The sequence below is a fragment of the Protofrankia sp. Cj3 genome, from assembly GCF_917627355.1.
Classification (GTDB): domain Bacteria; phylum Actinomycetota; class Actinomycetes; order Frankiales; family Frankiaceae; genus Protofrankia.
Genome location: NZ_CAKJTR010000009.1, coordinates 1 through 10,979, shown reverse-complemented (window position 1 = coordinate 10,979; position 10,979 = coordinate 1). Strand labels below are relative to the sequence as shown.

The window sequence follows — 10,979 nt, the reverse complement described above, 5'->3', positions numbered from 1 at the left end:
GGATCGGCAAAGGGACCGCGTTGTCAGGGCGTCCTGACTGGGCGGCGTGCCCGCATGAGCGCGCCGCATCGATCTGGCCACCTGTGGCGCCCATGTTGCGGCAGGATCGACCGTATGCCGACGCTCGTCCTGCTCCGCCACGGCGAGAGCACGTGGAACCGTGAGAATCTGTTCACCGGCTGGGTGGATGTAGATCTTTCCGACAAGGGTGTCAAGGAGGCGACCCGCGGCGGTGAGCTTCTGCGTGACGCCGACCTCCTGCCCAGCGTGGTACACACCTCGCTGCTGGTGCGCGCGATCCGTACCGCCTGGATCGCCTTGGATGCCGCCGGGCGCACCTGGATCCCGGTCCGTCGTTCGTGGCGTCTCAATGAGCGCCATTACGGGGGCCTACAAGGTCTCAACAAGGCTGAGACGCTTGAGAAGTACGGCGAGGAGCAATTCATGCTCTGGCGCCGTTCCTACGACACGCCACCACCACCGATCGGGCCCGACCAGGCCAGCGGAGTGGATGAGCGGTACGCGGGCCTGCCGCCAGACGCGATACCGGCAACCGAGTGTCTGCGTGACGTCGTTGTGCGGATGCTGCCGTACTGGTACGACGCCATCGTGCCTGATCTGCGGGCTGGGCAGACCGTGCTGGTCGCGGCCCACGGCAACTCCCTGCGTGCGCTGGTCAAGCACTTGGACGCGATCAGCGACGCCGACATCGCCGGCATGAACATCCCCACCGGCATTCCGTTGCGCTACGAACTGGACAACGATCTACGGGTCGTGAGCTCGGCGTATCTCGACCCGGCGGCCGCGGCGACGGCCGCCGCCGCCGTGGCCGCACAGGGCAAGAGCGCCCGGCAATAGGGGAGTTGATCAAGAAATGGGGCTGGGGCGCGTGCCCCAGCCCCGTGATGCCGCGTCTCCTGTGGCCACAGCCGCCCAGAAACAACAGGGCGGTACAGCTGCCGGGCGCGTTCCCGCGTTCCCGAGATCCCGAGCCTGGCAGCCTGTCCCAGGGGTGTCAGGGCTTGTGACCGGTCACCAGATAGATCACTCGGTGGGCGACCGATACCGCATGGTCGGCGTAGCGTTCGTAAAAACGACCACACAGCGTGATGTCGATCGCCGCTTCCATACCGTAGGTCCATTCGGTTTCCAGCAGCACGTGGAAGAGCTTGCGATGCAGGGCGTCCATCGAGTCGTCATCGCTCTCCAGCTCCTTGGCGAGAGCGGCATCGTGGCTTGCGATGACCGACCCTGCCTTGGCCACGATCCGCTGCGCCACCTGACCCATCTCCAGGATGGTCGAGTGCAGCTCCGGCGGGATGGCGCGCCCGGGATAGCGCCGTCGGGCCACCTTGGCCACGTGCAGCGCAAGATCACCCATGCGCTCGAGGTCAGCGACGATCCGCAGCGTCGTGACCATGGTTCTTAGATCGGTGGCAACTGGCTGTTGCCGCGCCATTATTTCGAAGGATCTTTCCTCGATCTCGTTACGGAGAAGATCTACAGTTTCGTCGGCGGTGATCACGCCTTCGGCAAGCTGGAGATCAGCGTCGAGAAGTGCCGTTGTGGCTCGTGCCATTGCGGAGGCGACCAGGTTGGTCATCTCGACGAGGGACGAGTTGATGCTCTCGAGATCGTCGTGGAAGGCGTCCCGCACGGACGGCTCCTTCGGGTTCGCGGCGGTTGTCGGCCCATTTGATCACAGCGGAGACGGGTTTCGTGGCAATTACCACATACCCGCCCTCCCGGCGCCACGGGTCGACATCGGCGCTCCGGAAGGCTGCCACCGCCCGCGGCCTCGAACATGCCGTGAGGTACCGCGAGGCGGCGGTGGCTTCCCGGACAACGCATGGTCCCGACCGTTGCGCCACCTTACCGTGATCAAACGATGGTCCGTGGCGCTCGCCCCTTGGTGAACGAATCGCATGAGGCGGATGAACTCCTGGCGACGATCGGCTCTGGTTGGCTTGATGCACGCGCAGGCTACGGCTGGGCACCTACGATTCGGCCCGTGGGTGACGGTGTGGGTGAGCGAAGACCTGGGTTTGCGCTTCGCCCGAATTCATCCGGCCCGGCGGCGCGCCCCGCTCCGGAGCGGCCCGCGGCCCTGCCCGACGAGACCCCGTCCGGCTCGGCCTTGCCTGACGTGACCTTGCCCGACGCGCCGGCCGCGCAGCCAACACTGCCGTCACGGCTCATCAGGCGGCTCGTTGACGGGCTGCCATCCGGGCTGGTCGTGCTGGACGCGGACGACGTCGTGGTGCTCGCCAACCCGGCGGCCCAGACCATGGGCGTGATCGATGCTGGCCGGCTGGCTCTCGACGAACTGGGTGACCTGGCCGGACAGACCCGCGCGGACGGCGTCGACCGCGACCGGCAGCTCGGTCTGCCGCCGCGCCCGGAGCCGCCGTTGACCCGCCCGCGTCCTGATCAGGAGGCGTTCGCCGTGCGGGCCCGCACCCTGCGGCTCGGCTCGGACGGCCATGTGGCTGTGATCCTTGACGACGTCACCGAGGCGCGCCGGGTGGAGGCGGTCCGCCGGGACTTCGTGGCCAATGTCAGCCATGAGCTCAAGACCCCGGTCGGCGCGCTGCATGTGCTCGCCGAAGCGGTCGCCGTCGCCAGCGACGACCCGGTCGCGGTCCGGCGTTTCGCCTCCCGGATGACGCGTGAGTCCTCCCGGCTCGCGCGGCTCGTCCAAGAGATTATCGATCTTTCCCGTCTGCAGGGTGCGGATCCGATGCCCGATCCACGACCGGTGCGGGTGTCGGCGGTGCTGGCCGAGGCGTTGGACCGCACCCGGCTGACGGCTTCGGCCCGTGAGATCACTATTGCTGTGATCGGCGACAGCGATTTCGCTGTCAGCGGCGACGAGGGCCAGCTCGCGACCGCGTTGGCGAATCTGCTCGACAACGCCGTCAGCTACTCGCCGACGGGCACCCGGGTGGTCGTCGGGGTCCGCCGGGCAGGCGACACGGTTGAGCTGTCTGTCGCCGACGAGGGCATCGGTATCGCCGAGCGGGACCTGGAGCGGGTGTTCGAACGCTTCTACCGTGCCGACCCGGCGCGTTCCCGCCAGACAGGCGGCACGGGGCTCGGGCTTGCGATCGTCAAGCACGTCGCGACGAACCATGGGGGAAACGTCAGTGTGTGGAGTTCCGAAGGCGCCGGCTCGACTTTCACGATCAGATTGCCGCTGTTGCGGGCCTGCGTCGATGCTGATCCCGATGTTGAGCGTGGCAACGACAGCGATGACAAAGGAGCGTGAAGGGTGACCCGCCTTCTGGTCGTGGAAGACGAGGAGTCGTTCTCGGACGCGTTGTCGTTCATGCTTGAACGGGAGGGGTTCGAGGTCGCGGTCGCCACGGACGGGCCGGCCGCGCTGGCCGAGTTCGAGCGGCACGGCGCTGATCTCGTCCTGCTGGACCTGATGCTGCCCGGGTTGTCCGGAACCGAGGTCTGCCGGGCGTTGCGTCAGCAGTCGGCGGTGCCTGTGATCATGCTTACGGCTCGTGACAGCGAGATCGACAAGGTTGTCGGCCTGGAACTGGGTGCCGACGACTACGTCACCAAACCGTTCTCCGCCCGTGAGCTGGTCGCCCGTATCCGCGCGGTGCTGCGCCGCCGCGGCGAGGCCGAGGAGCGCGTCACCGCCACGCTGGAGGCCGGCCCGGTCCGGATGGACGTCGAACGCCATGTGGTCACTGTCGACGGCACCGCTGTCCCGCTGCCGCTGAAGGAGTTCGAGCTGCTGGAGATGTTCCTGCGCAACGCGGGCCGGGTACTCACCCGCGGCCAGCTGATCGACCGTGTCTGGGGGTCGGACTACGTCGGGGACACCAAGACCCTTGACGTCCATGTCAAGCGGCTGCGTACGAAGATCGAAGATGAGCCGGGCAACCCGCGCCATCTGGTGACCGTCCGAGGCCTGGGTTACAAGTTCGAACCCTGATCATTGCCGTATCTTGGTTGGGGCGGGGCACGTCCAAGATCTTCGGTGCGGCGTGCGGTGGCCGGACGACTGACCAGGAGTGGATGCGAGCGTGGTGAAGCTGTTGCGGCCAGCACAGCGCGGACGGTTGGTTGTCACAGCGGGTGGATGTGTGCTGTGTCGGTGAGGCCGGCCATCGGTGATCAGCCGGCGGCTGATCCGAACGCGGTGAGCCGGCAGGCCACTGCCCGGGATACGGTGACAGCGGGCGGAGCCCGTCCAGAAGGGCTGAGCCAGGCTGACGGTCAGGTGTCCGTGCAGCGCCTGTCGGCCGGTCGGATGCGCCTCGGTGTGATCGACATCGGGTCGAACACCGTGCATCTGCTGGTGGTTGACGCCCATGTCGGTGGCCAGCCGCTGCCGGCGGCCAGCGTGAAGGTTCCGCTGCGGCTGGTCGAGCTCCTCGATGACGGCGGCGTGCTGTCTGCCGAGGGCGAGCAGACCCTGACGGAATGCATCATCCAGATGCGTGGCCGTGCCGACGACCTCGGTGTGGACGACCTTGTGGCGTTCGCCACGTCGGCTCTGCGTGACGCTACCAACAGCGAGGAGGTCCTGGCCAGACTGCGGACGGCCAGCGGTATCGCGCTCGCGGTCCTGCCCGGCCCGGATGAGGCGCGCCTGACCTTCCTGGCGGTGCGGCGCTGGTTCGGCTGGAGCGCCGGGCGGCTGCTCGCGCTCGACATCGGCGGTGGCTCACTGGAGATCGCGGCCGGGATGCACGAGGATCCCGACGTGGTGTCATCCCTGCCGTTGGGGGCGAGCCGGCTCACCCGTGACTGGTTGGCCAACGACCCGCCCAAGCGCTCGGAGGTCGCGGCGCTGCGCCGGTATGTCCGGGCACATATTGCGCCGGTGGTCTCGAACCTGTATGTGGTCGGCGAGCCCACCCGGGCGGTGGCGACGTCGAAGACCTTCCGGTCGCTGGCTCGTATCGGCGGTGCCGAGCCGTACAGCCGCGGCCCGTACGTGCGCAGAGTCTTGCGCCAGGATACGCTGCGTGAGATATCCACCCGCCTGTGTAAGATGTCCGCGGCTGAACGCTGCAGCCTGCCGGGGGTGTCGGCTGATCGCGCGGGCCAGCTCGTCGCGGGGTCCGTGGTGGCCGCCGAGGCCCTCGACCTGCTCAACCTGAGCGAGGTGGAGATCTGTCCGTGGGCGCTTCGTGAAGGCGTCATTCTGCGTAGGCTGGACTGGTTGACGTCCGCCTGACCCGAGGGCCGGTACTGAGGGCGGATGCTGACGGCCGGCGGCCCGGATCCGCGCGTGCTGCCTGGGTACGTGGGGCCGAGTACCGCAATGGTGTCCGGATGTTCATTTCTCGGACGGTGGTGAGCCGCCGCGGGGGTTGGTGGATCCCCGCGGGGTCCCGGAGACCCGATGACGGCACGTGAGGTGGCAGTGAAGATCGAGCGGGCACGCCCTACTCTGGAAGGATGCCCGAGGCGTCAACCCCAGCGCCGCGGCTCGGGGGCGCCGAGGCCGCGGGCGGCGGTATGCGGCGCCCGCAAGGACCGGCGCGAGGTTTCGCCGTATCCTCCCGCGGCACCGCATACCCGACCGTGATTGCTCCCCGCCGCGCTGACCGGATCACCGCCAGGGTGCCTTCGGCGAAGATTGCGCTGTCGACCGCGTCGACGTACCCTGAATCGACGGCGGCCGCCTTCGAGATGGCCGCGCGGCTCGGCTACGACGGTGTCGAAATCATGGTGTGGACGGACCCGGTAAGCCAGGATCCGGAGGCTCTGCGGCGGCTTGTCGATTACCACGGTATTCCGATTCTCGCTGTTCATGCCCCATGCCTGTTGCTGACCCAGCGCGTATGGGGAGCTGAGCCCTGGGCGAAACTACAGCGGGCCCGTTCGGTCGCCGAGACACTGCGGGCGCCGACCATCGTCGTCCACCCGCCGTTTCGCTGGCAGCGTGACTATGCCCGCGATTTTGTCGAGGGCATCGAAAGGATGGCGGACGAGACAGCCGTCCGCTTCGCGGTCGAGAACATGTTTCCGCTGCGCGCGCGCGGGCGGGAGATTTCCGCGTACGCTCCGGACTGGTCGCCGCTGGGTGATGACTACCGGCATGTCACTCTGGACCTGTCGCATACCAGCGTTTCGCGTTCCGATGCATTGGCCATGGCGGACGAGCTGGGCGAACGGCTCGTCCACGTCCACATGGCCGACGGCAGCGGGCTGGCCAAGGACGAGCACCTCGTGCCCGGACGCGGCAACCAGCCTTGCGCTGACCTGTTGGAGAGGCTGGCGGCGCGGGGATTCGACGGCACCGTGGTCGTAGAGATCAATACGAGGCGAGCGGAGTCCCGGGCCCAGCGGGAGGCGGATCTCGCTGAGGCGCTGGCGTTCACCCGGCTCAATCTCGCCGCCGCGCCCGCGACGGCGAGCAGCCACCCGCGTTGATTGAGCGCTGATCCAGCTCCGCGAGCAGCGGGGCTCGCCGCGATCGACCGGCGATCGACTGGCGATCGACGCTGCGGACGCGGATGTCCTTCACGGCGTTCCGCGATGATGACACGATGCTCTGGTGAGCACCAGGTCGCTGTTCGATCCGTTGGTGGACGCCTATGACGCCGCGCGGCCGTCCTATCCGGACCGGTTGTTCGCGGATCTGGAGTGGCTGGCCGGGCGTGAGCTCGCGGATGCCGACATCGTGGAGGTCGGCGCGGGAACCGGCATCGCGACCCGTCAGCTGCTGGCCCGCGGCGCTCGGGTGATCCCGGTGGACCACAGTGCGGTGATGCTCGGGCGCCTGCGCGAACGCACGTCCGGACTGGGCGCGGTACGCGCTGATGGTGAGGCTCTTCCGTTCACCGGCACTGTGGCGGACCTCGTCTGCTATGCGCAGGCATGGCATTGGGTCCGGGTGCCGGTGGCCGCGGCCGAGGCCGCCCGGGTGCTGCGGCCCGGCGGTGCGCTCGCCGTCTGGTGGAATGACGTCGACGGTGCGGATCTTCGCTGGTGCGAACGCCAGCAGCGGCGGTTGGAGGCGATGAGCCCGGGCTACCAGCGGGATTACCGGCTCCGCCCGTGGGCGGATGAACTGCGGTGGACGGGTCTGTTCGCCGAAGTCGTGACGGTGTCTGACCGGTGGAGCCGGACGCTTGCGCTGGACGCGTATGAGCTGTGGCTCCGCTCGAAGTCGTACGTCCAGGCGATCGGGGATCGCCTGGAGGACTTTCTGGCCGCTGAGCGGAGGTCGCTGCTGGAGGCGTTCCCGGACGGTATGATCACTGAGCCGTTTCGCACGGTGCTGGTCGTCGCCCGCCTCGCCTGACAGCGGACCGGGCGAGGGCAGGTTGCCGCGAGCGGGGAGAATCCTTTCCCGGGCTGCTGCCGCGCGTCAGCGGTCTGGCCACGGTCCGCGGGGGGAGGCTGGAAGGGTGCTGCGTACCGCGATGTTGCGAACAGCGGTGCTGGCCGCATCGAGCGATCATCGGGTCCGGCGGTTCGTATCGACGAGCCCGGTCACCCGCGGTGTGGTCAACCGCTTCGTCGCGGGTGAGGACGTTTCCGCGGGGGTCGGTGTCGCGGGCCGGCTGTGTGAAGCCGGCCTGCGGGTGTCCCTGGATGTTCTCGGTGAGGACGCGATCGACCGGCAGCGGGCGTACGAGTCCGCCATGACCTATCGTGACCTGTTGCGGGCGCTTGCCGACGCGGGTCTCACCCCGGCCACGGAGGTGTCACTCAAACTCTCTTCGTTTGGTCAGGCGTTCGACGCGCCGCTCGCCCGCGAGCTCGCGTTCGGGGTGTGCCAGGCAGCTCGGGACGCGGGCACCTGCGTCACCGTGGACATGGAGGACCACACCACAACCGACGCGGTCCTGACCACAGTGGCCGAGCTGCGCCGGGAGTTCGACGAGACGGGCAGCGTCGTCCAGGCGTACCTGCGCCGCACCGAGGCGGACTGTCGTGATCTTGCTGTCGCCGGTGGCCGGGTCCGCCTGTGCAAGGGCGCTTATGCCGAGCCGTCGTCGGTGGCCTTCACCCGCCAGACCGAGGTGGCCGCCTCCTACGCGCGGTGTCTGGCGATCCTGATGGCTGGGCGGGGCTACCCCATGGTCGCCACCCATGATCCTGCGTTGGTCGAGCTGGCCGGTCGACTGGCCGGAGCTGTTGCTGGGGCTGTTGCTGGGGGCACGGCCGGCCTGGTAGAGCCGGATCCGGGTGGCCCCCGCCCCCGGCCGTTCGAATATCAAATGCTCTTCGGTGTCCGGCCGGGCGAGCAGCGACGCCTTGCCGGAGCGGGTGAGGTGGTCCGGGTCTACGTACCGTGTGGGCGGGAATGGTACGCCTACCTGATGCGGCGGCTTGCCGAGCGCCCGGCCAATCTGCTGTTCTTCCTGCGGGCGCTGCGGTCATCCCGATAGGAGCGGCGCCGTGCGGTCGGTTCCAGTGGAGGGATGTTCATGACGGTCGCGATTCTCGGTGCCGGCAAGCTGGGCGAGGCGCTGTTGTCCGGTATGATCCGCTCTGGCCATGATCCCGATGATCTTTTTGTGACCGCGCGCCGCTCCGAGCGCGCCGAGGAGCTGTCCGCCCGCCACGGGGTCCAGGCGTTGTCGAATCCGATCGCGGCCGCTCGGGCGAGCGTGCTGATACTCACGGTCAAGCCGCAGGACATGACCGCTCTGGTCGATGAGATCGCGGCCGTTGTCACCCCGGAGCACCTGGTTGTCTCGGTGGCGGCTGGTATCACCACCGCCTACCTGGAGCAGCGGCTCGCCGCGGGGACACCGGTCGTGCGGGTGATGACGAACACGCCGGTCCTCGTGGACGAGGCGATGTCAGTGATCTCGGCGGGCGCCCATGCCGGCGAGGACCACCTGCGGCGTACCGAGGATCTGCTGGCGCCGGTCGGGAAGGTCGTCCGCGTGCCCGAGGCACAGCAGGACGCGGTGACGGCGTTGTCCGGCAGCGGCCCGGCCTACTTCTTCTACCTCGTCGAATCGATGATCGATGCGGGAATCCTGCTGGGTATCCCGCGGGCGGTCGCGGCTCAGCTGCTGGTGCAGACCGCGGTGGGGGCCGCTGTGATGCTGCGCGATTCCGGCGAGCATCCGGTGATGTTACGGGAGGCTGTGACCTCCCCGGGCGGGACAACGATCAATGCTATCCGGGAGCTGGAGAAGCACGGGGTCAGAGCCGCGTTGCTGGCCGCGATCGAGGCGGCCCGGGACCGGTCCTGCGCGCTCGCCTCCGGTTAGGGCGTGTTTTGGACGTCGTCTGTCCGGCTCGCCGTGTCCAGGCGCCCCCTGGCCGCGTTCTCGGCGACACCGATACAGCTCGTCTGGCCCCGGTGGTCCGGATGGCCAGGTCCGGCGGGTGCCCAGCGCCCGATGGGGGTGCGGTTGTGGGTCCCCGGCGCTCCATCGGAGGCCCCGGGAGCCGAGCCACTCCGGGGGCGACGCGGCCGGCACGGGCCTGGGAGCGGGTAGGCTCAGCCGACAGTTCGTTCGGCTTTCCTCAAACAGATCGGTCGGGTTCGTGGGTTCGGTTATCAAGAAGCGTCGTAAGCGTATGGCCAAGAAGAAGCACCGTAAGCTCCTCAAGCGCACGCGCGTTCAGCGTCGTAACAAAAAGTAGTCGCGCTGCTACTTTGCGGTACGCAATTTCTTCTCCTGGCTGCCGCGCTGTTCCGCATGCCCGGGGTGGAAAACTGACACGCTGAATTCCAGCGGTTCGGGCGGAGTGCTGTGTAACGGTCCGGTTTCGGCGGTAGGTCCTCGACTGCCGGCTGCCAGGTCTTGTGGGAAGCTCACATGTGACGGGTGGCAACGGAGCCAGCCTCGGCACAGGGGATCGTATGGCGGGTTTGTGGATCAGTTTTCTGTCGGATTACGGGCTGGACGACGCCTGCGTGGGTGTGTGTCACGGGGTGATCGCCAGGCACGCCCCGGACGCGCGGGTGATCGATATTTCTCACGCGGTACTCCCGCAGGATGTCGAGCACGGTGCGGTAATGCTGGCGGGGGCCGTCGGCTACCTGCCCAGGGGGATACACCTCGCCCTGGTCGAACCACTCGGTACCGACGGCCGGTACGTCCGCGGGATAGCGGTGCGCACCGCGGACGGGTCGATCATTGTCGCGCCTGACAACGGGCTGGCTTCGCTCGCCTGGGAGATGCTGGGCGGTGTTGTCGAGGTCCACGAGATCGCCAATCGGGAACTGTGGCTGCCGATGCCGACCGCGGTGTTCCGTGGCCGGGACGTCTACGCCCCGGTCGCCGCGCGGCTGGCGGTCGGGCTGCCGCTGGAGGACGTGGGGCCGAGGCTGGATCCCGCCTGCGTGGTCCAGCTGCGGCCACGCGCCTGTTCGGTGGATGAGGACCACATCCATGGCGAGGTCGTCGACATCGATCATTTCGGTAACCTCGCTCTGAACATCACTCGCACGGATCTCGAGGCCGCGGGCATCATCCTCGGCGATCCGGTTGAGGTGCGCATAGCAGAACGTACCCTGACGCTGCGATTCACCCATACCTATGGTGAGGTTGCGGTCGGTCATCTTGCGGTCTGCGAGGATTCACTACGCCGCGTTATGATCGCTGTTAACTGCGGGCGGGCGGTGGATGTTTTGCGCGTGCGTCGCCGCGCCGCGATTGTGATCGCTCATGGCCCTCGCGAACAGCGTTCACGATCGGTGGTGTCCGCGGAGCCACTCTCGCGTTCTGCTTATATCTGATTTCACCCGGTGATCGATTGGCGGTGTTCGGGGCCGGCTGGGCGTGGTGTCAGGTCACATTGCGTCCGCTAACGCGGGCTAACGTCGGCTAATGGGACGCCACGCCACGGACCACGGCGCGTTGCCGTATGGACAACCCCAGGGCGTAACATGACGTCGGGATCGGGCAGGGGGCGACCAGAATGCGACCGCGTTGTGTGCTTGTCACCGGTGTTTCCCGACCCCTCGGCGCGCAGGTCGCGAGTGTCTTTGCGGCTGATCCGGAGATCGAGAATGTGATCGGGGTGGATAC

Annotated in this window: 11 protein-coding genes and 1 pseudogene; 11 read left to right on the top strand and 1 reads right to left on the bottom strand. The window is 67.8% G+C overall.

What is annotated here, in order from left to right:
* Window positions 1-114: 114 nt before the first annotated feature.
* Window positions 115-858: a phosphoglyceromutase gene (locus MJ783_RS02295; protein ID WP_239308233.1), complete on the top strand. Its 744-nt coding sequence runs from the start codon at window positions 115-117 to the stop codon at window positions 856-858.
* A 157-nt stretch (window positions 859-1,015) separates the two neighbouring features.
* On the opposite strand, the gene phoU is transcribed toward MJ783_RS02295, so the two are convergent.
* Window positions 1,016-1,657, bottom strand: coding sequence for a phosphate signaling complex protein PhoU (gene phoU / locus MJ783_RS02290; RefSeq protein ID WP_239308232.1), 642 nt, complete (start codon window positions 1,655-1,657; stop codon window positions 1,016-1,018).
* A 354-nt stretch (window positions 1,658-2,011) separates the two neighbouring features.
* On the opposite strand from phoU, the gene MJ783_RS02285 reads away from it, so the two are divergent.
* The 10 genes and pseudogenes from MJ783_RS02285 to MJ783_RS02240 all read left to right on the top strand — a co-directional run.
* Window positions 2,012-3,268, top strand: coding sequence for a sensor histidine kinase (locus MJ783_RS02285; protein ID WP_370651410.1), 1,257 nt, complete (start codon window positions 2,012-2,014; stop codon window positions 3,266-3,268).
* A 3-nt stretch (window positions 3,269-3,271) separates the two neighbouring features.
* Window positions 3,272-3,952: a response regulator transcription factor gene (locus MJ783_RS02280; protein WP_239308231.1), complete on the top strand. Its 681-nt coding sequence runs from the start codon at window positions 3,272-3,274 to the stop codon at window positions 3,950-3,952.
* 147 nt (window positions 3,953-4,099) lie between these two features.
* On the top strand, window positions 4,100-5,203 hold the full coding sequence (locus MJ783_RS02275; protein ID WP_239308230.1) for a Ppx/GppA phosphatase family protein: 1,104 nt from the start codon (window positions 4,100-4,102) through the stop codon (window positions 5,201-5,203).
* Between the two features lie 350 nt (window positions 5,204-5,553).
* A complete protein-coding gene (locus MJ783_RS02270; RefSeq protein WP_370651409.1) occupies window positions 5,554-6,405 on the top strand; it encodes a sugar phosphate isomerase/epimerase family protein in 852 nt (283 codons plus the stop codon).
* 124 nt (window positions 6,406-6,529) lie between these two features.
* Window positions 6,530-7,279 carry a class I SAM-dependent methyltransferase gene (locus tag MJ783_RS02265; protein WP_239308228.1) on the top strand — a complete coding sequence of 250 codons (750 nt, stop codon included), beginning with the start codon at window positions 6,530-6,532 and terminating at the stop codon, window positions 7,277-7,279.
* 121 nt (window positions 7,280-7,400) lie between these two features.
* Window positions 7,401-8,372: a proline dehydrogenase family protein gene (locus MJ783_RS02260; RefSeq protein WP_305039473.1), complete on the top strand. Its 972-nt coding sequence runs from the start codon at window positions 7,401-7,403 to the stop codon at window positions 8,370-8,372.
* A 33-nt stretch (window positions 8,373-8,405) separates the two neighbouring features.
* Complete coding sequence (proC, locus tag MJ783_RS02255) at window positions 8,406-9,209, top strand: pyrroline-5-carboxylate reductase (protein WP_370651408.1); 804 nt, start codon at window positions 8,406-8,408, stop codon at window positions 9,207-9,209.
* A gap of 280 nt (window positions 9,210-9,489) precedes the next feature.
* Window positions 9,490-9,588 carry a 30S ribosomal protein bS22 gene (locus MJ783_RS02250; RefSeq protein ID WP_003948845.1) on the top strand — a complete coding sequence of 33 codons (99 nt, stop codon included), beginning with the start codon at window positions 9,490-9,492 and terminating at the stop codon, window positions 9,586-9,588.
* A 220-nt stretch (window positions 9,589-9,808) separates the two neighbouring features.
* Complete coding sequence (locus tag MJ783_RS02245; RefSeq protein ID WP_239308225.1) at window positions 9,809-10,687, top strand: S-adenosyl-l-methionine hydroxide adenosyltransferase family protein; 879 nt, start codon at window positions 9,809-9,811, stop codon at window positions 10,685-10,687.
* A gap of 182 nt (window positions 10,688-10,869) precedes the next feature.
* Window positions 10,870-10,979 (top strand): annotated as a pseudogene (locus MJ783_RS02240) (epimerase); the annotation flags it as partial.